Origin of the sequence: Pseudorhodoplanes sp., from assembly GCF_050250235.1 — a bacterium.
Lineage (GTDB): Bacteria > Pseudomonadota > Alphaproteobacteria > Rhizobiales > Xanthobacteraceae > Pseudorhodoplanes.
In genome coordinates this window covers 50,158-76,337 of record NZ_JBFWPA010000021.1, presented here as the reverse complement: position 1 = coordinate 76,337, position 26,180 = coordinate 50,158, and the positions used below count along the sequence as shown (strand labels likewise).

Here is a 26,180-nt window from a genome sequence, read left to right as displayed (position 1 = left end):
CAACCGCTCCCGCTCGGCCCCGCGAAGGCGGGGACCCCGCGCCGCAATCGCGAACCTGTGCTAGCTTAGAGTCCAAACCAATCTCTCATCAGGTCGGCGTCACCGGCCATCCCCGGCTTTAACAGCGGAGCCAAGGTATTTCGTGCGAAAGCCATCTGATCATTTCCGATACCAGTCAGTCCAAGCCTTCTCTTGGTTTTGTCATAAATAGCGCCTGCGGCTGACTTAATGTCATCGTGCGGGTTGTTACGAGCGACGCTAGCGGCAACTGCTTGCGCTTTGTCCGCTATTACATTTTTAGCCTCTAGCGCCTTGCCAACTGATTCACAAAGCGCAGCGAGCACTTCGTCGTCGTAGAGATAGGCTTCAAGATGGCGCCGTCCCAAAGTCGTAATGCCGTCCCGTTTCATCTTCTGAACGTCAGCGGGCGCATGATCGTCTCGATCGATCAATCGTCTGACCTTGATGCCTATAGCCAACTTCGGGAGAGCGGCGACGAATCCCAGCCGATCCGCCGCAACCTCTTTTGAATTTCCGCTCGCAACGAACTTTGCATCCGGCATCTCATCTCCAAAAACTGTATTGTAGATGGTTGCGTCATGCTCGGCGTTTTTTCCTGGGATTGCCCCAGCGGGATTACCTTCGCAAACTATCACCTCTCTCGGAGCGACCAGATTTGCAAGATCGTCCAACGCGACGTTCAACACGCCCTCCCAAAAGGCTCGAGTCGGGCGCGATGGTGTAATCACGACAGCTTGGTCGAAGTCGTGGCCACCGAAATCGAGAAAGGCAACCCGCCCGAGATTCTCATCGTGAAGTTCGCGAGCCTTTCGCATCATCCCGATTGAATGTGTAGCTACCCAAAGCTGCGATCTTTCGGGAAGTAATCTGAATAACTCTCCAAGCAGCGCGCCCTGAAGGCGCGTGTTCATGTGCGCTTCAGGCTCGTCGATACAGTAGACGCTATCCGAATAAATGCGCTTCTTGACTACAAAATCCAAAATTAGATCAAACGCAGCCTTCTCTCCGCCGGACAAATTTTTGTATTCAAATCCCTTCGTCGCGCCCTTATCGAACCTAAAAGTGCCTTTGGCGAGCGGGTTTCCCAAACTGTTCAGCACCAACTCAGGAAACAAACGCTTGGTAGCTTCGCGTATGTCACCAATGACTTTCTCGCGAAATTCACCAATGGTTGTTTCGGCGCTTTCGTTGGCAAACACGTCTTCGAACGCTTGCGAAGCCAATCTCTGGTAATTCTGCGTTACAACCGCGTCGCTTTCGATCATTCGATGGATTCGAATCTCCTCTTCTATTGGGGGCATTCGATTCAGGCGATCGAGAGAAAATTCCGGATCGTTCCGGTATGCGGTCCGGAAATAGAATGATGCCTTGTGCGTGGGATCAGCTGCGTCGGAGACCTCAAGACTGATCCTTTTCTGAATATCCTCAGCGCGGCTATTACCTTTATAGTAGTAACTAGTATCGTTTTGCCAGCTGCGCCTCGCATTGATTTGATGCCATACCGAAAACGCATCAAATAACGAGGACTTCCCGCAGCCGTTAGGTCCCGCCAGCACAACGAGACGGGCGGTGTCGGGAACGTCCTTGATCTCTAGATCGCTAAAGCGACGAAATTCACTCAGCATAACCCTGCTTATTCTCATTGATTAGCCTCAATCGAAATTTCGGTAATGCGCTGAGGATAAAATCCGCTCCCCTAAAACCCCCCCTCCGCCATCTCCATCACGCTCCCGGCCCCCGCCTCGATCCGCTTCAGCTGCGCCGCCGTTTCCGGCAGCATCTTCTCGCCGAAAAACCGCGCCACGATCAGCTTGTTCTTCAGCGCCTGCGCATCGAGTGACGCACCGGCTGACGCCGTGCCCTCCGCCAGCTTCTCTTTCACCGCCAGCGCAATCCGCCCCCACATCAGCCCCAGCGCCACCAGCCCGAACATGTGCATGTAGTCCGACGCGCCGGCGCCGGCATTGTCCGGGTTCTTCATTGCGTTGTTCATGAACCACATCGTGGCCGCCTGCAGATGCCCGAGCGACGCGTCGAGCGGCTGCACGATCGGCTTCATCGTCTCATCGGCCTTGTGCGCATTGACGAAGCCCTGCACCTCGGCGAAGAACGCCATCACCGCACGGCCGCCGTCCTTCGGCAGCTTTCTCCCGACCAGATCGAGCGCCTGGATACCGTTGGCACCCTCGTAGATCATGGGGATGCGCGCATCGCGCACGAACTGCTCGACGCCGGTCTCCGAAATATAGCCGTGGCCACCGAACATCTGCTGCGCGTTGACCGCGTTGGCGAAGCCGGTATCGGTCAGCACGCCCTTCACCACCGGCGTCAGGAGGCCCATCATGTCGTCGGCATGCTGCTTCTCTTTCGCATCCTGCGAGCGCTGCGCGAGATCGCCATAGAGCGCGGTCTGGATCGTGAGCGCGCGCGCCGCCTCGTTGAAGGCGCGGATGGAGAGCAGCGTGCGCCGCACGTCGGGATGCACGATGATCGGATCGGCCGGCTTGTCGGGAAATTTCGGCCCCGTCAGCGCGCGGCCCTGCAGCCGCTCCTTGGCGTAGATCACCGCGTTCTGATACGCGACCTCGGACAGCGCCAGCCCCTGCACGCCGACGCCGAGCCGCGCCTCGTTCATCATCACGAACATGGCGTTGAGCCCGCGATTCTCCTGCCCGATCAGATAGCCGGTCGCGTTGTCGTAATTCATCACGCAGGTGGAATTGCCGTGGATGCCCATCTTGTGCTCGATCGAGCCGCACACCACGCCGTTGCGCTCGCCCAGCGTGCCGTCGTCGTTGACCATCACCTTCGGCACGATGAACAGCGAGATGCCGCGCGTGCCCTCCGGCGCGCCTTCGATGCGCGCCAGCACCAGATGGATGATGTTCGAGGTCAGGTCCTGCTCGCCGCCGGAGATGAAGATCTTGGTGCCTGAGATCTTGTAGCTGCCGTCGGCCTGCTTCACCGCTTTGGTGCGGAGCAGGCCAAGGTCCGTGCCGCATTGCGGCTCGGTGAGATTCATGGTGCCGGCCCACACGCCCTCGATCATCTTCGGCAGGAATTTCCGTTTCTGTTCGTCCGAGCCATGGGTGAGGATCGCCGCGACCGCGCCCTGCACCAGCCCGGAATACATCGAGAAGGCGAGATTGGCCGAGGCCATGAATTCGTTGATGATCACGGTCAGCGTGCCGGGCAGTCCCTGCCCGCCAAATTCGGTGGGCGCCGACAGCCCGACCCAGCCGCCGGCGACCAGCTGGTCGTAGGCGCCTTTGAATCCCTCCGGCGTGGTGACGCGTCCGTCCTCGTGGCGCGTACATCCCTGGATATCGCCGATACGGTTCAGAGGCGTGAGCACCTCGGCGCAGAGCTTGCCGGCTTCTACGAGGATTGCCTCGACCACATCGGGGGTCGCATCGCCAAATCCCGCCACATTGTTGTGGCGCTCGATGCGGAACACATCGTTGAGCAGGAACATCACGTCGTCCGTCGGCGCGGTGTAGACCGGCATCGCTTTCCCCCGAATCGCCAGAACCTTCGCTGGTCGTTTGCCTAGGCTATTTGGTTTCAGGCCGCCGCGCGACGGCCACAAATCCTTAAGAAATCGCATCGGTTAACCGCTTGTTTACCCTGACGCGAAAAAGTCTGTTCCCGGGGGCGGGCCGCTTTCCTGAAGACCCCAATCTTTAGGGAATCGCGGTGCCGCGAAGGCGCGAAAGCCTCATCAGGCGATGCGGGTCATGCAATGAACGAGCGCGTGCGGATGACTGAAAACGGTGCGCGGCCGGACGCCCATGCGCCGAAGCCCAATTCCTATTATTTCCCTCCCGCAAGCTACGGTGCCGCGCCCTATCCCTATGCCCGGCCGGATCCTTATGCCCAGCCGGCGATGCCGCAGGGCTACCGGCCGCCGGGCCGCGATCCGCGGGGACCGGCGATGCCGCCCATGCCGCCCATGCCGCCTCAGGCCGGCCATTATCGGCCGGCGCCGCCCCCCGGCTATGGCCCGCCGGCCTATCCGTATTCCGAGCCGCCGGCCCGGCTGGATATCGAGGACGCGGTCGCCCAGATCGCCGCTCGCATGCATGCGCTGGACGGCGATCCGTCCGCCGCCAGGCCGTTCGTGCCGTCATCACCGCCGCCGCTGCCGCCCGAGCAATACCACCCGGCCGTCGATCCCTACGCACCGCCCCATGCGCGGCAGCAGCCATATGCGCCCCCGCTGGTGCCGTCCTGGCAGCCGGAGCCGGCTCGCTATCCCGAGCCGCCGCGCTATCCGGAGCCGCAGCCCGGACCCGACCTGTCCGGTCTGGAATCGCAGATCCGCAACCTGACCGCCCAGATCGAGACGCTTCGCCAGCCGGCGCCCGATTTCAGCGGGGCGCTGCGCGAGCTTCGCGAGGATTTGGCGGAGATTTCGAACCGCCTCATGGAGGCGGTGCCGCGCCACGCCATCGAAGCGCTCGAGGCGGAGGTGCGCCGGCTCGCGGAACGCATCGACATCAGCCGCGCCGCCGGCGTCGACCCGGATGCGATTGCCGGGATGGAGCGCTCGCTCGCCGACGTGCGCGATGCCATCCGCAGCCTCAAACCCGCCGAAAGTCTGGCGGGATTCGAGCAGGCCATCCGCAATCTGTCCGACCGCATCGACCAGTCGGCCGGCCTGTACCAGGACCCCGCTTCGCTGCAGCAGCTCGAGAGCTCCATCGGAGCTCTTCGCAACATCGTGGCCAATGTCGCGTCCAACGATACGCTTGCTGGCCTTTCGGAAGAGATCAAGGGATTGTCTGCCAAGGTCGAGCGCGTCGCCGCGACGTCCAAGGGCATCGACGCGGACATGCTGCATTCGATCGAGCAGCGCATCGCCAGTCTTCCGGTTCTCGGCGCGATCGAACGCGGCTTCGCCGATCTGACGGCACGGCTCGACGCGATCCAGATTCCCGCGCCGCAGCCCGTCATCGATCCCACGCCTGCCGTCGACCATCTGAAGCGCGATCTGATCCGCACACAAGACTCCCTCGAAGCCGTTCACTCCACCCTCGGCCATCTGGTCGACCGGCTGGCCATTATCGAAGGCGGCATTCGCGAGGCGCGTTTTGCGGCGGAAGCCCCCGCGCCGATGCCTGCGCCGACGCCCATGCTCGCGCCGGCGCCAGCGCCGATGCCAGCGGCAAAGCTGCAGGTGCCGCTTTCCCCCTCGGAGCCGCCGGTCATTGCAGCGGAACGGCCACGCATGCCGGAGCCTTCAAACAGCCCGCCGCAGGTCGCTCCGCGCGGGCAGGAAGCCGACAAGCCGGTCGTGCAGAACCAGTCCAGGCCCGACGCTCGCCCAAAGTCCGTGGCGGCGGAGGGCTCACGGCCGGTCGCAGCAGCGGCTACACAAACGCCTCAAGCCGCGCCCACCGCATCCCGGGGACGTGAGCGAAACCCGATCGATTCAAGCCTGCCGCCGGACTTCCCCCTGGAGCCGGGCTCCGGCACGCCGCGCGCACGCCCACCCGCCTCCGCCGCAGAAAGAATCGCGGCTTCGGAGGCAGCGATCGGCAATGCGAAGCCCGGCGGCGCCAATCATCCGGGCCAGACCAATTTCATCGCGGCGGCACGCCGTGCGGCGCAGGCCGCGGCCGCCACGGCGCCGGAGGCTGCCGGCAAGCCGGACGAAGGCGACAAGTCAGGCAAGTCCATCGGCCAGAAGGTGCGCTCGCTCTTCGTGGGTGCCGGCGCCATCATTCTGGTCGTCGCGTCGGCGCGAGTCGCCATCGACATGCTCGATCCGGCCAACCAGTCGGTTGCCGAAATCACCGCCCCCGCCGCGCTCGACGTTGCGGAGACCCCTGAGACGCAGCCCGCGCCGACAATCGCCGCCCCCGCCGTGTTGCCGTCAAAGCCCGAGATCTTTGCAACACCATCCTCAGGCGTAATCGTGCCGGAGCGGTCGAAGGTTGCGTCGCCGACCGTCGAAGCGCCGGTCGGAGACCCTGCGCCGACCGGTTCGATCGGCGCACCGGGCAAGCGAATCGTCCCCGAACCCGCGCTGGCACGCGGCCCCATACCCCCGCTGCCGGACAAGCTGCCGCTTGCGCTGCGCAATGCCGCCAGAAAAGGAGAGCCGGCGGCGGAATTCGAGGTCGGCGTGCGCCAGATCGAGGGACGTGGCGTTCCGCAGAATACCGAAGCGGGTCTGCGCTGGCTGGAGCGCGCAGCCGAATCCGGGCTCGCACCGGCGCATTTCCGCCTCGCCGGCCTCTACGAAAAGGGCCAAGGTGTAAGGAAAGACCTGTCAGTCGCGCGCCGCCACTACATAGCCGCGGCCGAAAAGGGCAACGCCAAGGCGATGCACAATCTGGCCGTGCTCTATGCCGAAGGAGTGGACGGCAAGGCCGACTACAAGACGGCTGCCCAATGGTTCCGCCGTGCGGCCGAACGCGGCGTCGCAGACAGCCAGTACAATCTCGCGATCCTCCATGCGCGCGGCATTGGCGTCGACCAGAACCTGGCCGAGTCCTACATGTGGTTCTCGCTTGCCGCCGTTCAGGGCGATCGCGACGCCGCCAAGAAGCGCGATGATGTCGGCTCGAAACTCGACGCCGGCTCGCTTGCAGCCGCCCGCTCTGCGGTACAGTCCTTCACCGCGCAGCCGCAGCCCGACGATGCCGTCACCGTCAGCGCACCTCCCGGCGGCTGGGACCGTCCGGCTGCCGAAACGGCACCTGGCAAGAAGCCGCGTGCCGGTAGTGTCGTGAAGGTCACGGCGTCCTAAGGTTAGCCGCGAAACCCGAACGGCCAGCGACAAATCATTCGACTAATCCGCACAGTCCTGTACGGATGGGCTCAAACGCGGCGTCATTCGGCGGCCGCGCGCCGGATTATTTGCCGCGATGGTCACGCGGGGCATGCCCCGTCAAGAATGGCTTGCGCAAGTATCCGGGACGCTGGTGCAGATCTATCTCCCCATTGCCGATCTTCCGGTCAACATGTTCCTTCTGCTTGGCATGGGGCTGGCGGTCGGCTTCATCTCGGGGATGTTCGGAATCGGCGGCGGCTTCCTGATGACGCCGCTCCTGATCTTCATCGGCATTGTTCCGGCGGTCGCGGTTGCAACCGTGTCGAGCCACATCGCTGCCTCCTCGGCGTCGAGTGCCTTGAGCTACTGGCGTCGAAATGCAATCGACATTCCGCTTGCGATGATGTTGCTCGCCGGCGGCATCATCGGGACCGCGGGCGGCGTATGGATTTTCACGCTGCTGCGATCGGCCGATCTGCTCGATCTGGTGATCGCGCTCTCCTACGTGGTTCTGCTGGTCGCGGTCGGCGGCATGATGGTGAGCGAATCGGTGCGCGCCATCATCCGGGCCCACCAGGGTTACCCGGTCGTGCTTCGGCGCCCCGGCAGTCACACATGGCTGCACGGACTTCCGTTCAAGGTCCGGTTCAAGCGATCGAAGATTTACGTTTCCGCGTTTCCGGTGCTGGGGATCGGGTTCCTCATCGGGTTCATCGGAGCCCTGATGGGCATCGGCGGCGGCTTTCTGCTGGTGCCGATGCTGATCTATTTCCTGCGCGTGCCGACCGCGACCGTGATCGGCACCTCGACCGTGCTCACGCTCGTCACCATGGCGTCGGCAACGGTCATGCATGCCGCAACCAACCATCTGGTGGACGCGCTGCTTGCCCTGATCCTGATGGTCGGCGGCGTGGTCGGTGCCCAGTTCGGCGCCCGCGCCGGCCAGCGCATGAAGGCGGAACGACTGCGCTTCCTGCTCGGCCTGCTCGTCCTCGGTGTCGGCGTCCGCTTCGCTCTGGACCTTTTGATCCAGCCCTCCGAACTGTTCACCATCCGCTTCACCGGAGACGGCGCATGATGCGACGGGCCGCCTTCTCCTGCGCTCTATTGCTGCTCGCGGCGATGCCTGCCGGCGCCGAACGGCTGATCACGTCGCTGTCCAGCCATCAGGTGCTGGTCACGTCGAGCTTCACCGGCATCGAACTGGTGCTGTTCGGCTCGATCGAGCGCGACGCCAAGACCGTTTCGCGCAAGGGCGAGTATGACATTATCGTCACGGTCGCCGGTCCGCGCGAAACGCTGGTGGTGCGCAAGAAGGACCATGTGCTCGGCATCTGGACCAATGCGGAATCGCGCTCTTTCCTTAAGACACCGACCTATCTCGGCGTGCTGAGCAACCGGCCGATTGGCGAGATCGCGTCGGCAGAATTGCTTCGGCGCCAGGAAATCGGCATGTATCTTGTGCCAAGGCCGGCGCTGACTTCCGAAATCCAGTCCGGCGAGCACGACATCTTCCGCGAAGCGCTGATCCGGTTGCGCAAGCAGCGAAAGCTTTATGTCGAAGAGCCGGCCGGTGTCACGTTTCTAACGCCCAACCTGTTCCGAGCCACCATCCGCCTGCCAGCCGAGGCGCCGGTCGGCAATTACGACGTCGACGTGCGACTGTTCGCCGACGGCACCGAGCTTGCCCGGGCGCATTCCGCGCTCGAAGTTGTGAAGGTCGGGATCGAGCAGTTCATCGTCAATGCCGCCGCCAATCACGGCATTCTGTACGGCCTGTTCACGACATTGATGGCGCTGGCGACCGGCTGGTTCGCGTCGGTGATTTTCCGGAAGGATTGATCAATCCGGCAGGCAGCGCATAGCGTCGACCGCATAGAGCCGCGTCGCACCGAGCATGTGCGCGCGGAAGGAAAGCGCGCCGAACACGGTCATGAACGCCGCCGCGCGGATATTCAGCCCGCCGGTGAACGCACCGAAGGCCGGCATCACCATGCGCTCGTCATCGATGGCAAAGCACTTGCGGCTGACCGAGCGGCCGCGCGCGCTGATCCGCGCCATCGGATGCAGATGGCCCGCGATCTCGCCGGCCTGCCCGCGCGGCTCGTGCCGGAACGTCACCGATCCGACGGAGAGCTCCGGGGTGAACACCCCGCCGATGCCCACCGCAGGGTCGGGATCGTGATTGCCCGCGATCCAGACCCAGTCACGGCCCTGCTGGAGCGCCGCGATCATGTCGCGGTCGGTGTCGCCAAGCCGCAGCGGGCCATCGCCGTCATGGAAGCTGTCGCCCAATGCCAGCACGGTGCGCGGCCGGTAGCGCATGATCGCCTCGCACAGCCGCGCCAGCGTCGCCGCGGTATCGAATGGCGGCAGCAATGCACCATGGCGCGCGAAGCTCGATGCTTTCTCGAAATGCAGGTCGGCGACCGCCAGCAGCCGTTCCGCCGGCCACCAGAGAATGCCCGCCGGATCGACCGCCAGTCGCGCACCCGACAGTCCTATTTCGTCGATCCGGTAATCCGGCCCGCTAATTGCCGCCGTGGCGACCACCCGAAACCCCCGTCATTGCCTCTTTGACCAGTTCGTCCGCGGTCTCCGCAAGCAGCGCGTCCGCAGCCTCGCCGTACACCGTCTCGCGGCCAATTTCGAGCATCACCGGAACCGCGAGCGGCGACACATGCTCCAGAGGCTTATGGACGATTCGGCCCCTGATCCGGGAGAGCATTTCGCCGAGCCGCTTGATATCGAGCAGACCTGTTGCCGCATCGGCACGCGCCGCACGCAACAGCAGGTGATCGGGCTGGTGCTTGCGCAGCACATCATAGATCAGGTCGGTGGAAATCGTGACCTGCCGCCGCGTCTTCTCCCGATCGGTCGAGCGGCGCTGGATCAGTCCCGCGATCACCGCGTTGGTGCGGAAGGTCCGCTTCATCATCATCGACTCGGCGAGCCAGGCTTCCAGGTCGTCGCCCAGCATGTCCTCGTCGAACAGGGCCGCGAGCGACAGTTCCCCGCGCCGGATTCTCTGCGCGACATCGCCGAGGCCCCACACCGCCAGCGCATATTCGTTGGCGACGAACCCGAGAGGGCGCAGCCGCGCGCGCTCCAGCCGCCGGGTCAGCAGCATGCCAAGCGTCTGGTGCGCCAGCCGGCCCTCGAACGGGTAACAGACGAGATAATGCTTGTCGGCGCGCGGGAAGGTCTCGACCAGCAATTCGCGCGGTCCGGGCAGCACCGAGCGCCATTCCTGGATTTCCAGCCATTCACGCACCGGAGCCGGGAGCGCCTTCCATTCGGACGGCGTCGCCAGAATGCTCCGCACCCGCGACGCGAGATAGGTCGAGAGCGGGAACTTGCCGCCCTCGTAGGACGGCACCTTCGGATCGTCATCGGTCGCGCGCGAAACGTAAAGCTCGTCCTCGACCATCGCCTCGTAGCGCAGCACCTCGCCGGCGAACACGAAGGTGTCGCCGAGCGCCAGGGTCTCCGCGAAATATTCCTCGACCTGTCCGAGGATGCGCCCTCCCCGTCCGATCGGGCCGGTGCGGCCGCTCGCGCCCCCGCGCGAACGCACGAGCCGGACTTTCAGCATCACGGCTTCCACGATGGTGCCGACATTCATGCGATAGGCCTGTGCGAACCTTGGATGCGTCACGCGCCAGCGGCCGGCCTTGTCCTGCCTGATCTTGGCGAAGCGTTCATAGGCTTTCAGCGCGTAGCCACCGGTCGCGACGAAATCGATGGTTGCGTCGAAGTCGGAGCGGGTCAGATCGCGATACGGCGCCGCGGACGTCACCTCGTCATAGAGCACGTCGGCATCGAACGGCTCGCCGCAGGCGGTGCCCAGCACATGCTGTGCGAGAACGTCGAGCGCGCCGGTGCGGAGCGGCGGGGTATCCTGCGCATTGTCCGCGACCGCCTCGATCGCGGCGCGGCATTCAAGCACCTCGAAGCGGTTCGCTGGAACGAGAATGCCGCGCGAGGGCTCGTCGAGCCGGTGATTGGCGCGGCCGATGCGTTGCAGGAGGCGCGACGAGCCTTTCGGCGCACCGACATTGATGACGAGATCGATGTCGCCCCAGTCGATGCCGAGATCGAGCGAGGAGGTACACACCACCGCGCGCAGCTTGGCGGCCGCCATCGCGTCTTCCACCTTGCGCCGTTGCGCCACATCGAGCGAGCCGTGATGCAGCGCGATCGCCAATCCATCGTCGTTGATGCGCCACAGCTCCTGGAAGATCAGTTCCGCCTGGCTGCGGGTATTGACGAAGACCAGCGTGGTCTTGTGGCGTTTGATGAGGTCGTAGATCTGAGGGAGGGCGTGGCGCGCCGAATGTCCGGCCCAGGGAATGTAAAAGTCGGGAGCGCGGGTATCGGGCTCCAGCATGGTGACATGCGGCTCGGCGCCGGGCTTGGCGATCACGAGATCGGCGAGGGTCTCCCCTTCCTGCGGCTGCGGCACCAGATAGCGGCGCAGATCGTCGGGCTCGGCGACGGTCGCAGACAGGCCGATGGTGTGCAGGCCGGGCGCCAGGCGAAACAGCCGCGCCAGCCCGAGCGAGAGCAGATCGCCGCGTTTCGAGGTGACGAGCGCATGGAGTTCGTCGAGGATCACGCGCTTCAGGGTGCCGAACAGATAGGGCGCATCGGCCGACGCGAGCAGAAGCGCAAGCTGCTCCGGCGTGGTCAGCAAGATGTCGGGCGGATCGCGGCGCTGGCGGGTGCGCTTGGAGACGGGCGTATCGCCGGTGCGCGTCTCGATCCGGATCGGCAGCCCCATCTCCGCGACCGGCGTTTCGAGATTGCGCGCAATGTCGACCGCGAGTGCTTTCAGCGGCGAGATGTAGAGAGTGTGGAGGCCTTGGGTGCGCTGCACACCTCGACCTGTGGAAACGAGCCGCTTCTTCTCCCCTCCCCCCATGAGCGCAGCGAGTGGTGGGGAGGGGTCGGGGGTGGGGGGGCGGCCTGCCTTCCTTACGTGGGCCCCCCCCCCCAAACCCACCCCCCCCCAAAGGGGGGGGGGGGGGGGGGGGGGGGGGGCCGCGGCCTGCCTTCCTTACGTTGCCCCCCACCCCTAACCCCTCCCCACCGCTTCGCGGGGGGAGGGGAAAAGAGGCACTGCGGGTGTCGGCCTCGCTCAACTCCACCAGCGTCGGCAGAAATCCCGCCAGCGTCTTGCCGCCGCCGGTGGGCGCGATCAGCAACACCGACTTGTCTTCGCGCGCGCGTTTCAGCAATTCGAGCTGATGCGCACGCGGCGCCCAGCCGCGCGCGGCGAACCAGCGCGCAAAGACGTCCGGGAGGATGGCAGGCGTCGCGATTTGATCGAGAAGAGCCACGCCCCACTCTATCGTGCGGACAATGGCGAAGCCGGGGCGCGCTCCGCGATCACCAGCAATCCGGGCACCGGCACATCGGCCTCCATGCGGGTCGAGACCGGCACGAGCGTGCGGATCGCCAGCCCGGCCGCCTCCAGCGCGGTTCGCACATGCGCCTCGCCATGGGCGTACCGCAACTTCGGCCCGAGGATGACGCCGCCGTCGCCATGCGTCTCGACCGTGAAGGCAAACAGCCCCTCGGCCGCGAGCACGTCATGGACCAGCGCTGCGATCAGCGTCAGGTCGGCGCAATAGACAAACACATCCGCAGCCACGACCAAGTTGAAACGCGCATCGGCGCGGATGTGGCGGTCGAGGCTCTCGGTCAGGTCGCCGGCATCGAGCTTGTCGTAAAGGTTCTTGCGGCGCGCCTGCGCGATCATCCCCGGCGACAGGTCGACACCCTCGATCCAGTCACACACCGGCCGGAACACGGCGCCCGACAACCCGGTGCCGCAGCCGAGGTCGAGCATGGCGGCAAAATGGAACGGACGGTTCTGCGCGCGGCAGACTTCGGCCACGGCCTGCGCGAGCAGTTCCGGCGCGGAATAGGCCAGCGCCGCCAGCGCATGGTCGAACTTCGCCGCATATTGATCGAACACCGAGCGCACGTAATCCGCCGACATCGCGTGTCCGCCGATGTTCAGAAGGCGCAACCGCAAACCCGCGCCATGCCGGTCGGACGAGTCCGCCGCCAGCGCCCGCTCAAAGGCCGCCACCGCGCCATCCCGGTTCCCCGCCACTTCGCGCAGGTGCCCGAGGTCGAACCACGCCGCGGCAAAGCCGGGTGTCCGCTCGACGGTCTGTTCCAGCAGATCGAGCGCGGCGGCGTGGTCGCCCCGCTCGCGGAACTCGCGCGCCATTCCGTAGCGCCGGTCGGCGATCAGGTCGCCCGACGACTGAAACAGCGATTGCGCTTGCCGCGTTGAAGACATTCTCGCGATTTTCCTGTCCGGAACCTATGTAGGCACGATGCGTCCCGAAGACCTGCTGCTCCCCACCCCGTCCGGCGTGTGCTGCAAGACCGGCGGCTTTTACATCGACCCGACCCGTCCGGTCGACAGGGCGCTGATCACGCATGGTCATTCCGACCATGCCCGGGCCGGGCACGGCGCCGTGCTGGCGACGCAGGAAACCCTCGACATCATGCGGCTGCGCTACGGCGAGGATTTCGCAGACTCCACGCAGGCGATCCGCTATGGCGAGACCGTGACCCTGAACGGCGTCACGGCGACGTTCCATCCGGCCGGCCATGTGCTGGGTTCGGCGCAGATCGCGGTCGAGCGAGGCGGCTGCCGGATCGTGGCGTCGGGCGACTACAAGGACGTGCCGGACCCGACCTGCACGCCATTCGAACTCGTGCGCTGCGACGTGTTCATCACCGAGGCGACATTCGGGCTGCCGGTTTTCCGCCACCCGGATTCCGATGCGGAGATCGCGAAGCTCCTGCATTCGGTTTCGCTGTTTCCGGAGCGCGCGCATCTGGTCGGGGCCTATTCGCTCGGCAAGGCGCAGCGCGTCATCGCGCTCATCCGCAAGGCGGGCTACCGCGAGCCGATCTATCTGCATGGCGCGATGGAAACGCTGTCGCGCTATTACCTCGCCAAGGGCATCGATCTCGACGAGTTGCGCCCGGTTCGCGATGTGAAGAAGCAGGACTTGGGCGGCACCATCACGCTGTGTCCGCCGTCCGCGCTGAAGGAGGTGTGGTCCCGCCGCTTCCCCGATCCGGTGACGGCTTACGCTTCGGGCTGGATGCGGGTGAGGGCGCGCGCAAGACAGAGCCTCGTGCAATTGCCGCTGGTGATTTCCGACCACGCCGACTGGGACGGCCTGCGCGACACCATCGCCGCTACCGGCGCGTCCGAAATCTGGGTGACGCACGGCCAGGAGGACGCGCTGGTTCACTGGTGCGGGACGCAGGGGCTGAAGGCGCGGCCGCTCGATATCGTCGGCTACGGTGACGAGGACGAGACCGACGGTACGTCCGACAAGGGCGAGGCGGGAAACCCTGCATGAACCGCTTCGCCGAACTGCTCGATCGCCTCGCCTACGAGCCGGGCCGCAACAACAAGCTGCGGCTGATGACAGACTATTTCCGCAGCACGCCAGATCCGGAGCGCGGCTATGCGCTCGCCGCACTCACGGGCAGCCTCACATTTCAATACGCCAAGCCCGGCATGATCCGTGCGCTGATCACCGAGCGCACCGATCCGGTCCTGTTCGGGCTGTCGCGCGATTTCGTCGGCGACACCTCGGAGACGATCGCGCTGATGTGGCCGCTGCCCGACGCGCGGCCAAACTTCATTCCTTCCATCACCGACGTCGTCACCACCCTCAACACCCTTGGCAAGACGCAGCTGCCGGCGCAGATCGCGCGCTGGCTCGATGCGCTGGACGAGACCGGGCGCTGGGCGCTGCTCAAGCTTGTCACCGGAGCGTTGCGCGTCGGCGTTTCGGCGCGGCTTGCGAAGACCGCGGCCGCCGCGCTCGGCGACAAGGACGTCACCGAGATCGAGCTGATGTGGTCGGGACTGGAGGCTCCCTACGAAAACCTGTTCGCCTGGTTCGAAGGCCGCGGCGACAGGCCGGAGACCAGCGACCCGGCGCCGTTCCGCCCGGCGATGCTGGCGCAGGCGATCGAGGAATCCGATTTCGAGAAGCTCGATCCGGCCGACTTTCTCGCCGAATGGAAATGGGATGGCATCCGGGTGCAGGCGTCCGCCGGCATGAATGAGCGCGGCGACCGGATCGTGCGGATGTATTCGCGCACCGGCGAAGACATCTCGAAAAGCTTCCCCGATCTTATCGAGTCGCTGAACTTCAACGGCTCGCTCGATGGCGAATTGCTGATCCTGCGCGATCATCGCGTGCAGAGCTTCAACGTGCTGCAGCAGCGGCTCAACCGCAAAGCCGTCACGCCGAAACTCGTCGCCGACTATCCCGCGCATCTGCGCGCCTACGATCTTCTGGTCGACGGCACCGAAGACCTGCGCGAACTGCCGTTCGAAGATCGCCGCAAGCGCCTGCAAAACTTTATCGCGCGCCACGCGCATCCGCGTCTCGACCTCTCGCCGCTCGTGCCGTTCGCGAGCTGGGATGAACTCGCTGCAGCGCGCGCCGATCCGGCTGCCGCCGGTGCGGGCGAGGACGCCAATGCGGTCGAAGGCATCATGATCAAGCGGCGCGATGCGCCCTATGTCCCTGGCCGCCCGAAGGGGCTGTGGTGGAAATGGAAGCGCGATCCGTTCACGGTCGATGCGGTGCTGATGTATGCGCAGCGCGGCAGCGGCAAGCGCTCATCCTATTATTCCGATTACACCTTCGGGGTCTGGACGCGGATCGATGGCGCGGAGACGCTGGTGCCGGTCGGAAAGGCCTATTTCGGTTTCACCGACGAGGAACTGATCCGGATCGACCGCTATGTCCGCAACAACACGATCGAGCGGTTCGGGCCGGTGCGCTCGGTGAAATACGGGCCGGATGAAGGGCTTGTGCTGGAAGTCGCGTTCGAGGGGCTGCAACGCTCCACCCGGCACAAATCCGGTATCGCCATGCGCTTTCCCCGTATCTCCCGGCTGCGCTGGGACAAGCCGCCTCGGGAGGCCGACCGGCTGGAAACGCTGGAGAAAATGGTCGAATCGATCGAGCGGGGCCGCGGCCGATTGCAGGGCGGCTTGCAAGCCGCTGCCCCATGACTAGATGATGGACTTCCGGATTCATGCCGGATGGAGGGGACCATGTCGACCAACGATCCGCGCGCCTCGATCGAGACGTCACGGCCTGCGCCCGCGCAGAGCGATTCCGTCACGCGCTTTCTCGGCGGCTCGCCGCTCGCTGTCGCAGGCCGGCTGATCCTGCTGTCGATCCTGGTCGGCTTCGTGATGGTGACCTTCGGGCTCGACCCCTACAACATCATCAACAGCATCCGGCGCCTGTTCGAGACGATCTGGAATCTCGGCTTCGACGCGCTGAACTGGGTCTGGCGCTACTTCCTGCTCGGCGCGGTGATCGTGATCCCGGTCTGGCTGATCCTGCGGCTGATGAACGCGCCCAAGGGGCGATAACTACCAGCGCAGATTCCGGGGCGCGTGCTGAAAGCGCGCGAACCCGGCATCCACTTACGCTGCATCACACCGGCCATGGTTGCGCGGTGATATCGGCGGCGTCCATGCCGACAATCTCGGCCAGCGGACCCTTCTCCGCCTGCGCAAGCAGCGCCTGCTTGATGCTGTGGACCAGCGCAAGCCCGTGAAACACCAGGCCGCTGTACAATTGCACCAGCGTTGCGCCGGCGCGCAGCTTGGCAATCGCAGCATCGCCCGAATCGATGCCACCGACCCCGATGATCGGCATCGCGCCTTCGAGCCGAACATAGGTCTCCGCCAGCATCCGCGTCGACAGCGGAAACAGCGGCTTGCCCGACAATCCACCCTGCTCGATCGCCTTCTCCCGCTCGCGCAGGCTCGGCGGACGCGTCACCGTGGTATTGCCAACCATCATGCCGTCGACCCTGCGGTTGCGCGCAACGCCGACGATGTCGTCGAGATCGACGAGCGAGAGATCGGGCGCGATCTTGAGCAGCAGCGGCGTGGGACCCGCATGCGCGCGCACGCGGTCACGCGCCGCAATCACCCGCGCGAGCAGATCATCGAGGCTCTTCGCCTCCTGCAGGTTGCGCAGGCCGGGCGTGTTCGGGGATGACACGTTGATCGTGATGTAGGACACCACCGGCGCGAAGCCTTCGACCAGCCGGACATAATCCGCGGTGCGATCCGCACTGTCCTTGTTGGGGCCGAGATTGATACCCACGATCCCGCCGAGATGGGCGCGGGCGGCGAGACGGCGCAGCACCACTGCCGCGCCCTCGCTGTTCAGCCCGAGCCGGTTGATGACGGCGCCGTCGGCGTCCAGACGGAACAGCCGGGGACGCGGATTCCCGGCCTGCGGCCGCGGCGTCACCCCGCCAGCCTCCACGAACCCAAAGCCGAGCCGCAGCAGCGCGTCGGGTACCTCGCCGTTCTTGTCGAAACCGGCCGCGAGGCCCACCGGATTGGGGAAGTTCAGCCCAAAGGCACGGACCGCCAGCCGCGAATCATCGGGCCGGGCGGCCGGCAACGGCGCCCATTGCAGGGCGCGGAGCGCGATCCGGTGGGCCTCTTCGGGGTCGAAGCGATGCAGGAACGGGCGCGCGAGGCGCTCGAGAAGGGCGATCACGCCGGAGGAACTCCAGTTTCAGGCGAACGAACCTAGCCAGCGACCGCTATGCGCACAAGAAACGCGAAGGCAGGGCTGGACAGCGCGGCCAAACGGCACTAATCCCATACGAATGGTAGGACAGAAGTCATACCAGCCGATCCGTTCGCAGCGCATGGGGTTGCCATGCTGACGCACGCCCAGATCTGGACCGCCATCGACCGGCTCGCGGCGCGCGCCGGGCTTTCGGCATCCGGCCTCGCCAAGAAGGCCGGGCTCGATCCCACCACCTTCAACAAGTCCAAGCGCATCACGCCGGACGGCCGCGCCCGCTGGCCCTCGACCGAGTCGGTCGCCAAGTCGCTCGCCGCAACCGGGACCAGCGTCGAGACCTTCATCGCGCTGATTTCGGAAACGGCGCGGCCGATCACGCAAGCCGTGCCGCTGATCGGATTCGCGGAGGCCGGTTCGCGCGGCTATTTCGACGATGGCGGCTTCCCGGTCGGCAAGGGCTGGGACGAAATAGCCTTTCCCTCGGTCAATGACGAGCATGCCTACGCTCTCGAGATATCCGGCAACTCGATGGAGCCGGCCTTCCGCAAGGGCGACGTGATCGTGGTGTCGCCGGCCGCACCCACCCGCCGCGGCGACCGCGTCGTGGTCAAGACCAAGGACGGCGAGGTGATGGTCAAGCAACTCGCACGCAAGACCGCGAAGACGATCGAACTGCATTCGCTCAACCCGGATCATCCCGCGCGCACGCTGGCGATGAACGACGTGCTCTGGGTTGCGCGAATCATGTGGGCGAGCCAGTAGTCCTCGTGCCCGGACGCGGTGCAGCACGTAGCGCAGCGGAGTGATGCACCGCAGAGCGGGGGCCTACACTCCGTTTTTCTATGGGTCCCGGTTCTGCAGCGCACCACTTCGCGTTGCTTGTGATGCGCTGCGCCCGGGACATGAACGCGTGCTACGCGCTGCGCGCCAGCGCCCCGTCGATCATGTCGACCGTGTTCTTCAACCCATACGCCGCGACGAAGGTCCCGAAGCGCGGCCCCTTTTCCTGCCCGAGCAGCACCTGGTAGAGCATGTTGAACCAGTCGAGTGACACGCCGGGCTTGCCGTCCTTCGCCTTCTTCTTCTCGTCGAGGAACGGCTCGCGGCGTCCGATCTCGTAGACCACGTCCTGGATTTTCTCCGCCGTTGCATCGACCGGCATGTTGGAAAGTGCATCGCGCAGGTCCATCAGTGCGGCCCGTTCCCGATCGGCCGGCTCGCGGAAGCTTTTCGTCGGCAATACGAAGTCGCGATAGTAATTCAGCGCATAGCCGACCATCGCGTTCAGCCGCGGATGGGTCTGCGGGCTGACGCCGGGCCGATAGCGCGCGATGAAGCCCCACAGGGTCTCGGCATTCTCCGCATTCGACGACGACACCAGCGTCAGCAGGAGCTGGAAGTTGATCGGCATGTCGGGCGCCGGCGGTTGGCCGGAATGGATATGCCATACCGGGTTCGACAGCCGCTGCTTGTCGTCCTGCCGCTGATAGCCGTCGAGAAACTGGAAATATTCGTCGACGTTGCGCGGGATCACGTCGAAATACAGCCGCTTCGCCGCCTTCGGTTCGCGATACATGAACAGCGACAGCGATTCCGGCGATGCATAGCGCAGCCATTCGTCGATGGTGAGCCCATTGCCTTTCGACTTGGAAATCTTCTGGCCCTTCTCGTCGAGGAACAGTTCGTAATTGAAGCCCTCCGGCGGCGTGCCGCCGATCGCCCGGTTGATCTCGCCCGACAGCTTCACCGAGTCGATCAGGTCCTTGCCGGCCATCTCGTAATCGACGCCGAGCGCATACCAGCGCATCGCCCAGTCCGGCTTCCATTGCAGCTTGCAGCGTCCGCCGGTGACGGGCGTGGTCACGCTTTCTTTCGTATCGGGGTCTTCGTAGGTGATGGTACCGGTCGCCGGATCATGCGCCGTGACGGGCACCTGCAGTACGATGCCGGTGCGCTCCGAAATCGGCAGGAACGGGGAATAGGTCTGCGCGCGCTCCTCGCGCAGCGACGGCAGCATCACCGCCATGACCTTGTCGTAATGCGACAAGACCTGCAGCAGCGCCTTGTCGAAGCGGCCGGAGGTATAGCACTCGGTCGCCGACAGGAATTCGTAGTCGAAGCCGAAGGTGTCGAGGAAGGCGCGGAGCCGCGCATTGTTGTGCGCGCCGAAACTCGGATGCGTGCCGAACGGATCGCGCACCCTGGTCAGCGGCTTGCCGAGGTCTTCCTTGAGCATCTCGCCGTTCGGCACGTTGTCCGGCACCTTGCGCAAGCCGTCCATGTCGTCGGAGAAGGCCAGCAGCCGCGTCCTGATCTTGTCGTCCGTCAGCACGCGGAAGGCGTGGCGCACCATCGTCGTGCGGGCCACCTCGCCGAACGTGCCGATATGCGGCAGCCCGGACGGACCGTAGCCGGTCGAGAAAATCACCTCGTCCTTCGGACTCTTCTTCAGGCGCGCGACGATTTTGCGCGCCTCCTCGAACGGCCAGGCGCCGGATTGCTCGGCGAGGGAACGCAGCGTTTCAGAAGACATCTAGGCTCTCAGGGTGACGGTAGACTGGGTTGGCATCGAACTGAATTGTCGCGGGCTCATCACTGAACCAAGTCGGTGAAGGCGACAACGACATTCTTGAGGTCGTTCCGCGCTGCCCTGCCGATTGCCGTGACCAATCGGGTGTCAGCAGTAGCGAACCGGCATTGTCGGCTTTGCGCGAGCACGATGTAGGCGCAATCATACGCCGGATGATCGAGCTCGAGTGCCAAATCGGTGATCGCCCTCGCTTCCGACTGCATCGAAATGATTTCGATACCAGCAAGCGGGATTGCTTCCACAAGCATCAACGCTTCTTCCACGGAGAGTTGCCGGCGACGGACGCGCTTCCAGAAGGTGCTGGCACATTCCAGAAGGATCAGTTCCGGCGCGATGAGATGATATTGCCGACGGAGCAATAATGCTGACGCCGCTTCAGGCTCTGCGAGCAACCACTTCAAGACGACGCTGGCATCGATGACGAGAGGTCTCACCTCTCATCCCGGCCTTCTCGGACAAGGTCCTCGGAAGGGGTCAAATTCCGGCCTTCAGTGAGCTTGCGCAGCCGCGCCGCGAGTTCTTCAAATGCGTCACCCCTTTCGCCCGAAACCGCCTGCCGCAAAATCTCGCGATGCTCGGCCTCTGTCGATCGGCCGTGCCGCGCGGCACGGAGCTTCAGTTGCCTTACGATTTCGTCCGGGACGTTACGGACATGCAAGCTAGCCATTTGCTATCTCCATGATAGCATTGATAGCACACGCATCCTCCTACGCAACCCGTTCAAAACGGGCTGACCGGGAAATAGCGCAGCCATAGATCGGTGAAGCGCCCCTTCTCCCACAGCCGGAACAGCGCATAATTCAACGCTTGGCGTACCGTGTCGTTGCCCTTCTTCACGGCGATGCCGACGCCCTCCCCGAAATACTGGCTCTCGAAGAACGGGCCGCCGGCGAAGGCGCAGCAGCCCTCGGAATCGGTGCCGTTGATCCAGAATGACAAGGCGACGCCGTCTCCGAAGGCATAATCGGCCTCGCCGCGGCGCACCGCCTCCCGCGTTGCATCGGCGGTGAGATAGGGGACCGGCTGCGCCTCGGTGAACAGAGTCTTCAGATAGGCTTCGTGCGCCGAGCCGCCGACCACTGCGATCTTCTTGCCCTCGAGCTGCTCGGGCTTCAGAACCGGGGTCGCAACTGCCTTGAGCGCCACGAAGCGCGCCGGCACCCGGTAATAGGGATCGGTAAAGTCCATCACCTTGCGGGTTTCGGCGTTCACCGCGATCGACGCGATCACCGCCTCACCGCGATTTTCGTTCAGCGCGGGCACCAGCGTGTCGAACCGGCGCATCTGGATGGTACAGGTGACTTTCAGTTCCTCACAGATCAGCCGCGCCAGATCGACGTTGAAGCCGACCGGGTGCCCCTCCTTGTCGGCATAATTGAAGGGCGGATAGTCCGTTTCCGTCATGAAGCGGATCTGGGTCAGGCGGGACATGTCCGGTCGCTCCGGACGGCGCTTGGGATCCCAGAAGCCGGGATAGGGAGAGGGCGCGGGCGCAATCTCGCGTGGCGGCGGCAGATGGGGCTGGGCCGCCGCCGGCATCGCCATTGCGGTCAAAGCCACGACGGCGACCGCACGGGCAATCGGCAGACCCCACACTTTTTGGTGGTAACGAGCGAAGGAGATCGGCAATACTCGCATCCGTTGTCCAAGTCTCTGATTTCGCGTCTCTATAGCAGCATTGTCAGCGTAGCATCAGTAGCGGTCGTGGGGCGGCCATGCGGGGGCCTGTGTTCCATGCCGAGCCGACCGGCCGGCATGCGCGCGATATGTCTTACGGCGCGCGGCCGGGTTCAAGGCCGGAAGCGCGCCACGCACGAATCCGTGCACGACTTGCGCCCTGTCCCGAAATCGACTGTGTCCGGCATCTGGTCCCGCCGGCCCGCATCGCAGCCGCCGAGTTGCGCGCCTCGGAGACGCGGACCGGGGCGGACCGGGTATTGGTGACCGAGGGCATCCTGAGCGACCGCGACTATGTGCGGGCGCTGGCACGCCATTACGGCATCGCGATCACGACGCTGCGCCACACCTCCCGTGCCGCCTGCCCGGTCGAAGACGACGATCTGCTGTCCGGGGTGGCAAGCGGCATCATCCCGATCCGCGAGGGTCACGAGCTCGTCTGGGTGGTGGCGCCGTGGCATCTGTCGGCGCGCTTTCTGATCGGGGCACTCAGCCGTCATCCGGAAATGCGGTCGAGGCTCCGGGTCACGACGATGGACGACTTGCGCGCCTTCGTTCACCGTGAAGCGGAGGTCGCTGTTGCCTGCCGCGCGGCGTTCGACCTGCGGGCCCGGCAACCCGGCCTTTCCGCAGGAACCGCGCGAAGCCGGACTCCACTCGCCTGGTTTGCGACCGGCATGGCGTGTGCCGCGCTGTTGATCGCCTTTCAATCCAGCCTGACCGTCGCCGCCGACATGGCGCTTGCGCTGGTGTTTCTCGGCTGGAGCGGACTGCGCGTCATCGCGCTCCTGCTGTCATCGATCCCGCAATTCCCGCATCTGCAGCGTGGCGACGATACCTTGCCTGTCTATTCGATCATCGTTGCCGTCTATAACGAAGCGGAATCGGTTTCGGCGCTGGTCGCGGCGCTGACGCGGCTCGACTATCCGAAAGAACGGCTCGACATCAAGATCGTGGTCGAGTGCGACGACATGGCGACGCGGCTTGCGCTCGACCTGCTGGATCTTGCCCCGCCGTTCGAAATCGTGATCGCGCCCTCCGCAGGTCCGCGCACCAAGCCGAAGGCCCTGAACGCGGCCCTGCCATTCGTGCGCGGCCGCTATGTGGCGGTGTTCGATGCGGAGGACCGGCCGGAACCGCAGCAACTTCGCATTGCCCTTTCGGCCTTCGCGGCCGGCGATCCCCGCCTCGCCTGCGTGCAGGCGCGTCTCACCATCGACAACACCGCCGACGGCTGGCTGACCCGGCTTTTCACCGCCGAATACGCCGCCCTGTTCGATGTCTTCCTGCCCGGGCTCGCCGCCTGGCGCATGCCGCTGCCGCTCGGCGGAACCTCGAATCATTTCCACACCGCGACGTTGCGGGAGCTCGGTGGCTGGGACCCCTACAATGTCACCGAAGACGCCGATCTCGGCATCCGGCTGGCGCGGGCGGGCTATCATACGACGCTCGTGCAGTCCTCGACCTGGGAGGAGGCACCCGCACGCCTCGCACCCTGGATCAAGCAGCGCACCCGCTGGTTCAAGGGATATCTGCAGACCTGGGCGGTGCATATGCGCGAGCCCCGCAGGCTGTGGCGAGAGCTTGGCCCCGGCGGCTTTCTGGTTTTCCAGCTGGTGATCGGCGGCGCCGTGCTTGCCGCGCTCGTTCATGGCGTCTTTGCCGGCGTGCTGGCAGGCCAACTGGCTTCGGGGCTGCTCTGGTCGGACAAGGCCGGCGCCTTCGACCAGATTTTCGCCGGCCTCTATCTGACGACGCTGACCACGGGTTATCTGCTGTCGGCCCTGATCGGCCTGATCGGGCTGTCGCGGCGAAGGTTGCTCGGCAGCGCCGGCTATCTGATCCTGCTGCCGTTATACTGGATGCTGCTGTCGGCCGCCGCCTGGCGCGCCGTATTCCAGCTGATCTGGTCGCCCTATCGCTGGGAAAAGACCCCGCATGGACTGGCGCGCACGTCACGGCGCGGAATGGGGGAATCCGGTCTGCCGAACCCGTCATAGCGCGCGGGGCGCGCGGGTGATTACAGATACCGCTTCAGTTCGGTCGCCGCGGCTTCCGGCTTGCGTTTCAGGTTGAAGGGCGCGACGAAGCGGCCTTCCTTGTCCATCAGATAGACCAGCGCGGTATGATCCATGGTGTAACCGCCGGCTTCGAGCGGAACCTTCTTGGAGTAGACCCGGTACGCCTTCTCCATCGCCGCAACCGCCGCCGTGTCGCCGGTCAGACCGCGCAGCCGCGGATCGAAGCTCGACAGATATTCCTTGAGGATTTCCGGCGTATCGCGCTCCGGATCGACCGTCACGAAGAACGCCCGCAATTTGTCGCCGTCGCGGCCGAGCGCCTTGTAGACCTGCGTCATATCGAACAGCGCGGTCGGGCAGATGTCGGGACAATGGGTGAAGCCGAAAAAGATCAGCGATGGCTTGCCCTTCAGGTCGTCCTGGGTCACCACGGCGCCGTTCTGGTCGACCAGCCGGAACGGACCGCCGATCGCGGACGGCGCCGGCACCGGGCTTGGCAGCCGGCCGGCAACGACGAATATGACCGCCGATACCGCCGCAAGCCCGGCAATGAATGCAGCCATCAAAGTGACGATGCGTCGGGATTGCTGGGTCATCGGGATGATGGGATCAGAAGCAGGCTGCGATGCCGGCACGCAGCATCTCGAAGAATACTTCGGCCCCGTAGTGAATCCACAGCGCGCAGGCGATCGCCACCAGCGCGCCGATGACCGATCCGGCCGCCACCAGCGGCCAGGAGATGCGGCGCGGCGCCGCGCCTGGGAGGGTCTCCGCCATTCCTGCCAGATAGGCCGGGATGGCGCCGCGATCAACTCCCATCGGCGTGAACGATGGCTGGAACCAAATCCTTCCCTGTGCGTCAATGGCCCCGGCGCCGTCCGCACGGCCGGCGCCGGATGCCGCATCCCGTGAGCCTGCCGACACCCGATGGACTACCTCCTCGCACTTGCCGCCGATCCCACCGCCTGGGCCGCACTCCTGACCCTGATCGTCATGGAGGTGGTGCTCGGCATCGACAACCTGATCTTCATCGCGATCCTGACCAACAAGCTGCCGCCCGAGCGTCAGCACACGGCGCGGATGATCGGCATCGGGCTCGCGCTCATCCTGCGGCTCGTCCTGCTCGGCACCATTGCGATCATCGTGCAGCTCACCGCGCCGATCTTCACGCTGTTCGGGCACGCCTTTTCGTGGCGCGACCTGATCCTGATCGCGGGCGGCCTGTTCCTGGTCTGGAAGGCCACGACGGAAATCCATCACAATGTCGATCACGACCCGGGCCCCGACCTGTTCGACAACAAGAAGACCGTCCAGCTCGGCTTTGCCGCGGCGATCAGCCAGATCATCATGCTCGATATCGTGTTCTCGATCGACAGCATCATTACCGCCGTGGGGATGACGGATGACATTCCGATCATGGTGATCGCGGTCTGCGTCGCGGTATTCGTGATGCTGGTCGCGGCGACTCCGCTGTCCGACTTCATCAGCCGCAATCCCACCGTGGTCATGCTCGCGCTGGGCTTCCTGCTGATGATCGGCATGGCGCTGATCGCCGAGGGCTTTGGCGCGAAAATCCCGAAAGGCTATATCTATGCCGCGATGGCGTTCTCGGCGTTCATCGAAATGCTGAACATCCTCGCTCGCCGGGCGCGTCAGAAGAGTCAGCAACAATGAAAATGCCGCGAGCGGATCAGCCGGGGCGGCTCGTGGGGAATGGCAAGATGGTCGCGGCCTCGGCAGGCACATCCTCCGCATCCACGATTTGCCAGTCGGAGAATCGGATGATGTCGGCGGCGGACAGGACTGGACTGACGTCGGTGATTTCGCCATAGCCAAGTCTGGTCTGACAGCCGTAGCGATCGATCAGCAGGGCGATCCCGTCGCGGCAGAAAATGCGCCGCGCGTCAATCAACCCGTCGGCGGTCTCAACCATCCCGGGACTATGACTGTCGGCCAGCGCGCAAAGCTTGGCTCTCACCCTCCTGGTACGCGCATCCCTGAATGAAACCACGAGGCCCATGCCCGACAACGCGGGCGCTGCAGGCGGGTTCCCCTGGAACGCCCCTGGGGGCGGGCTGCCGGGAGCCGATCAATGCCTTCGCGGCTTTGCCTCGCCGCTGCCCGCGCCCTGCGGCTGCTCGCTCTTTTCCAGCACGATATGGCCGAGATTGGCGATCACATCGGCAAGCAGGGCCGCGCGATCTTCGGGGCCGGCCATGACCACAAGGTCCGCCAGCACTTCCGTGACCTTGGCCGCGATCATACCGAGATCGGCGCCCTCGCGTACCAGTTCGGGCTCAAGCAGATCGTGAATGTCGCAGTGAAGGCAGTCGGACACGGCACAGCTCCTCGCGCCGGAGGATTGAATGCCGCACTATACGTCGGGATTCGGCCGTTGACGAATGTCGCTCCGTTCATGATGAACGGGAGGCCGGCCCGGCACACGCCGGGCCGGCCCC

General features: G+C 64.8%; 23 protein-coding genes and 1 pseudogene. 9 read left to right on the top strand and 15 right to left on the bottom strand.

Annotation, left to right across the window (positions count from 1 at the left end; translation table 11 throughout):
* Window positions 1-65: 65 nt before the first annotated feature.
* Window positions 66-1,664 (bottom strand): AAA family ATPase, encoded by a 1,599-nt coding sequence (locus AB7F49_RS12245; RefSeq protein WP_428522635.1) that lies wholly within the window; start codon window positions 1,662-1,664, stop codon window positions 66-68.
* Window positions 1,665-1,717: 53 nt separating this feature from the next.
* On the bottom strand, window positions 1,718-3,529 hold the full coding sequence (locus AB7F49_RS12240; protein WP_428522633.1) for an acyl-CoA dehydrogenase C-terminal domain-containing protein: 1,812 nt from the start codon (window positions 3,527-3,529) through the stop codon (window positions 1,718-1,720).
* Window positions 3,530-3,781: 252 nt separating this feature from the next.
* Between AB7F49_RS12240 and AB7F49_RS12235 the strand changes: the two genes are divergently transcribed.
* The 3 genes from AB7F49_RS12235 to AB7F49_RS12225 all read left to right on the top strand — a co-directional run bounded on the left by AB7F49_RS12235 (window position 3,782) and on the right by AB7F49_RS12225 (window position 8,644).
* Window positions 3,782-6,778, top strand: a complete 2,997-nt coding sequence (locus tag AB7F49_RS12235) for a hypothetical protein (protein ID WP_428522631.1) — start codon at window positions 3,782-3,784, stop codon at window positions 6,776-6,778.
* Between the two features lie 175 nt (window positions 6,779-6,953).
* On the top strand, window positions 6,954-7,880 hold the full coding sequence (locus AB7F49_RS12230; protein WP_428522647.1) for a sulfite exporter TauE/SafE family protein: 927 nt from the start codon (window positions 6,954-6,956) through the stop codon (window positions 7,878-7,880).
* A complete protein-coding gene (locus tag AB7F49_RS12225) occupies window positions 7,877-8,644 on the top strand; it encodes a TIGR02186 family protein (RefSeq protein WP_428522629.1) in 768 nt (255 codons plus the stop codon). Before AB7F49_RS12230 ends, AB7F49_RS12225 begins: the two co-directional genes overlap by 4 nt.
* On the opposite strand, the gene pdeM is transcribed toward AB7F49_RS12225, so the two are convergent.
* The 4 genes and pseudogenes from pdeM to AB7F49_RS12205 form a co-directional block, all read right to left on the bottom strand.
* Window positions 8,645-9,355 carry a ligase-associated DNA damage response endonuclease PdeM gene (gene pdeM, locus AB7F49_RS12220; RefSeq protein WP_428522628.1) on the bottom strand — a complete coding sequence of 237 codons (711 nt, stop codon included), beginning with the start codon at window positions 9,353-9,355 and terminating at the stop codon, window positions 8,645-8,647.
* Window positions 9,333-11,726, bottom strand: a complete 2,394-nt coding sequence (locus AB7F49_RS12215; protein ID WP_428522626.1) for a ligase-associated DNA damage response DEXH box helicase — start codon at window positions 11,724-11,726, stop codon at window positions 9,333-9,335. The genes pdeM and AB7F49_RS12215 overlap by 23 nt, the downstream gene beginning before the upstream one ends.
* Window positions 11,727-11,936: 210 nt before the next feature.
* Window positions 11,937-12,144 (bottom strand): annotated as a pseudogene (locus tag AB7F49_RS12210) (DEAD/DEAH box helicase); the annotation flags it as partial.
* Window positions 12,145-12,152: 8 nt separating this feature from the next.
* Entirely contained in the window at window positions 12,153-13,118 is a 966-nt protein-coding gene (locus tag AB7F49_RS12205) for a methyltransferase domain-containing protein (protein ID WP_428522624.1), read from the bottom strand.
* A 37-nt stretch (window positions 13,119-13,155) separates the two neighbouring features.
* Between AB7F49_RS12205 and AB7F49_RS12200 the strand changes: the two genes are divergently transcribed.
* From AB7F49_RS12200 to AB7F49_RS12190, 3 genes are read left to right on the top strand one after another with little or no spacing between them, the layout of a single operon-like run.
* Complete coding sequence (locus tag AB7F49_RS12200) at window positions 13,156-14,202, top strand: ligase-associated DNA damage response exonuclease (protein WP_428522622.1); 1,047 nt, start codon at window positions 13,156-13,158, stop codon at window positions 14,200-14,202.
* On the top strand, window positions 14,199-15,881 hold the full coding sequence (locus tag AB7F49_RS12195; protein WP_428522621.1) for a cisplatin damage response ATP-dependent DNA ligase: 1,683 nt from the start codon (window positions 14,199-14,201) through the stop codon (window positions 15,879-15,881). The genes AB7F49_RS12200 and AB7F49_RS12195 overlap by 4 nt, the downstream gene beginning before the upstream one ends.
* A gap of 42 nt (window positions 15,882-15,923) precedes the next feature.
* A complete protein-coding gene (locus AB7F49_RS12190) occupies window positions 15,924-16,250 on the top strand; it encodes a DUF6460 domain-containing protein (RefSeq protein WP_428522619.1) in 327 nt (108 codons plus the stop codon).
* Between the two features lie 64 nt (window positions 16,251-16,314).
* Here AB7F49_RS12190 and AB7F49_RS12185 read toward each other — a convergent pair whose 3' ends face one another.
* The gene (locus AB7F49_RS12185; protein WP_428522617.1) at window positions 16,315-17,400 is read right to left on the bottom strand and encodes a quinone-dependent dihydroorotate dehydrogenase; all 1,086 of its coding nucleotides are present in this window, start codon (window positions 17,398-17,400) and stop codon (window positions 16,315-16,317) included.
* A 165-nt stretch (window positions 17,401-17,565) separates the two neighbouring features.
* Between AB7F49_RS12185 and AB7F49_RS12180 the strand changes: the two genes are divergently transcribed.
* A complete protein-coding gene (locus tag AB7F49_RS12180) occupies window positions 17,566-18,195 on the top strand; it encodes a S24 family peptidase (RefSeq protein WP_428522615.1) in 630 nt (209 codons plus the stop codon).
* A 151-nt stretch (window positions 18,196-18,346) separates the two neighbouring features.
* Here AB7F49_RS12180 and AB7F49_RS12175 read toward each other — a convergent pair whose 3' ends face one another.
* Genes AB7F49_RS12175 through AB7F49_RS12160 form a run of 4 tightly spaced genes read right to left on the bottom strand, consistent with a single transcriptional unit; the run spans window position 18,347 to window position 21,661 of the window.
* Window positions 18,347-19,966: a lysine--tRNA ligase gene (locus AB7F49_RS12175; protein ID WP_428522613.1), complete on the bottom strand. Its 1,620-nt coding sequence runs from the start codon at window positions 19,964-19,966 to the stop codon at window positions 18,347-18,349.
* Between the two features lie 59 nt (window positions 19,967-20,025).
* Entirely contained in the window at window positions 20,026-20,457 is a 432-nt protein-coding gene (locus tag AB7F49_RS12170) for a type II toxin-antitoxin system VapC family toxin (protein WP_428522611.1), read from the bottom strand.
* Entirely contained in the window at window positions 20,454-20,690 is a 237-nt protein-coding gene (locus tag AB7F49_RS12165) for a FitA-like ribbon-helix-helix domain-containing protein (RefSeq protein ID WP_428522609.1), read from the bottom strand. The genes AB7F49_RS12170 and AB7F49_RS12165 overlap by 4 nt, the downstream gene beginning before the upstream one ends.
* Window positions 20,691-20,743: 53 nt before the next feature.
* Complete coding sequence (locus AB7F49_RS12160; protein WP_428522607.1) at window positions 20,744-21,661, bottom strand: transporter substrate-binding domain-containing protein; 918 nt, start codon at window positions 21,659-21,661, stop codon at window positions 20,744-20,746.
* A 77-nt stretch (window positions 21,662-21,738) separates the two neighbouring features.
* On the opposite strand from AB7F49_RS12160, the gene AB7F49_RS12155 reads away from it, so the two are divergent.
* Window positions 21,739-23,700: a glycosyltransferase family 2 protein gene (locus tag AB7F49_RS12155; RefSeq protein ID WP_428522605.1), complete on the top strand. Its 1,962-nt coding sequence runs from the start codon at window positions 21,739-21,741 to the stop codon at window positions 23,698-23,700.
* Window positions 23,701-23,720: 20 nt separating this feature from the next.
* Here AB7F49_RS12155 and AB7F49_RS12150 read toward each other — a convergent pair whose 3' ends face one another.
* Window positions 23,721-24,317 carry an SCO family protein gene (locus AB7F49_RS12150; protein ID WP_428522603.1) on the bottom strand — a complete coding sequence of 199 codons (597 nt, stop codon included), beginning with the start codon at window positions 24,315-24,317 and terminating at the stop codon, window positions 23,721-23,723.
* A 13-nt stretch (window positions 24,318-24,330) separates the two neighbouring features.
* Entirely contained in the window at window positions 24,331-24,645 is a 315-nt protein-coding gene (locus AB7F49_RS12145; RefSeq protein ID WP_428522601.1) for a hypothetical protein, read from the bottom strand.
* 3 nt (window positions 24,646-24,648) lie between these two features.
* Between AB7F49_RS12145 and AB7F49_RS12140 the strand changes: the two genes are divergently transcribed.
* Window positions 24,649-25,395: a TerC family protein gene (locus AB7F49_RS12140; protein ID WP_428522599.1), complete on the top strand. Its 747-nt coding sequence runs from the start codon at window positions 24,649-24,651 to the stop codon at window positions 25,393-25,395.
* A 16-nt stretch (window positions 25,396-25,411) separates the two neighbouring features.
* Here AB7F49_RS12140 and AB7F49_RS12135 read toward each other — a convergent pair whose 3' ends face one another.
* Both AB7F49_RS12135 and AB7F49_RS12130 read right to left on the bottom strand, forming a co-directional pair.
* A complete protein-coding gene (locus tag AB7F49_RS12135; protein ID WP_428522597.1) occupies window positions 25,412-25,699 on the bottom strand; it encodes a hypothetical protein in 288 nt (95 codons plus the stop codon).
* Between the two features lie 111 nt (window positions 25,700-25,810).
* Entirely contained in the window at window positions 25,811-26,059 is a 249-nt protein-coding gene (locus AB7F49_RS12130; RefSeq protein ID WP_428522595.1) for a hypothetical protein, read from the bottom strand.
* Window positions 26,060-26,180 lie beyond the last annotated feature (121 nt).

Excerpts from the sequence above, each read along its gene's own strand:
- AB7F49_RS12205 (WP_428522624.1), bottom strand. The coding sequence starts at position 13,118 with ATGTCTTCAACGCGGCAAGCGCAATCGCTGTTTCAGTCGTCGGGCGAC.
- AB7F49_RS12150 (WP_428522603.1), bottom strand. The coding sequence starts at position 24,317 with ATGACCCAGCAATCCCGACGCATCGTCACTTTGATGGCTGCATTCATT.
- AB7F49_RS12240 (WP_428522633.1), bottom strand. The coding sequence starts at position 3,529 with ATGCCGGTCTACACCGCGCCGACGGACGACGTGATGTTCCTGCTCAAC.
- AB7F49_RS12200 (WP_428522622.1), top strand. The coding sequence starts at position 13,156 with ATGCGTCCCGAAGACCTGCTGCTCCCCACCCCGTCCGGCGTGTGCTGC.
- AB7F49_RS12215 (WP_428522626.1), bottom strand. The coding sequence starts at position 11,726 with ATGGGGGGAGGGGAGAAGAAGCGGCTCGTTTCCACAGGTCGAGGTGTG.
- AB7F49_RS12165 (WP_428522609.1), bottom strand. The coding sequence starts at position 20,690 with ATGGCTAGCTTGCATGTCCGTAACGTCCCGGACGAAATCGTAAGGCAA.
- AB7F49_RS12160 (WP_428522607.1), bottom strand. The coding sequence starts at position 21,661 with ATGCGAGTATTGCCGATCTCCTTCGCTCGTTACCACCAAAAAGTGTGG.
- AB7F49_RS12180 (WP_428522615.1), top strand. The coding sequence starts at position 17,566 with ATGCTGACGCACGCCCAGATCTGGACCGCCATCGACCGGCTCGCGGCG.
- AB7F49_RS12175 (WP_428522613.1), bottom strand. The coding sequence starts at position 19,966 with ATGTCTTCTGAAACGCTGCGTTCCCTCGCCGAGCAATCCGGCGCCTGG.
- AB7F49_RS12190 (WP_428522619.1), top strand. The coding sequence starts at position 15,924 with ATGTCGACCAACGATCCGCGCGCCTCGATCGAGACGTCACGGCCTGCG.
- AB7F49_RS12140 (WP_428522599.1), top strand. The coding sequence starts at position 24,649 with ATGGACTACCTCCTCGCACTTGCCGCCGATCCCACCGCCTGGGCCGCA.
- AB7F49_RS12195 (WP_428522621.1), top strand. The coding sequence starts at position 14,199 with ATGAACCGCTTCGCCGAACTGCTCGATCGCCTCGCCTACGAGCCGGGC.
- AB7F49_RS12245 (WP_428522635.1), bottom strand. The coding sequence starts at position 1,664 with ATGAGAATAAGCAGGGTTATGCTGAGTGAATTTCGTCGCTTTAGCGAT.
- AB7F49_RS12235 (WP_428522631.1), top strand. The coding sequence starts at position 3,782 with ATGACTGAAAACGGTGCGCGGCCGGACGCCCATGCGCCGAAGCCCAAT.
- AB7F49_RS12225 (WP_428522629.1), top strand. The coding sequence starts at position 7,877 with ATGATGCGACGGGCCGCCTTCTCCTGCGCTCTATTGCTGCTCGCGGCG.
- AB7F49_RS12155 (WP_428522605.1), top strand. The coding sequence starts at position 21,739 with ATGCGGGGGCCTGTGTTCCATGCCGAGCCGACCGGCCGGCATGCGCGC.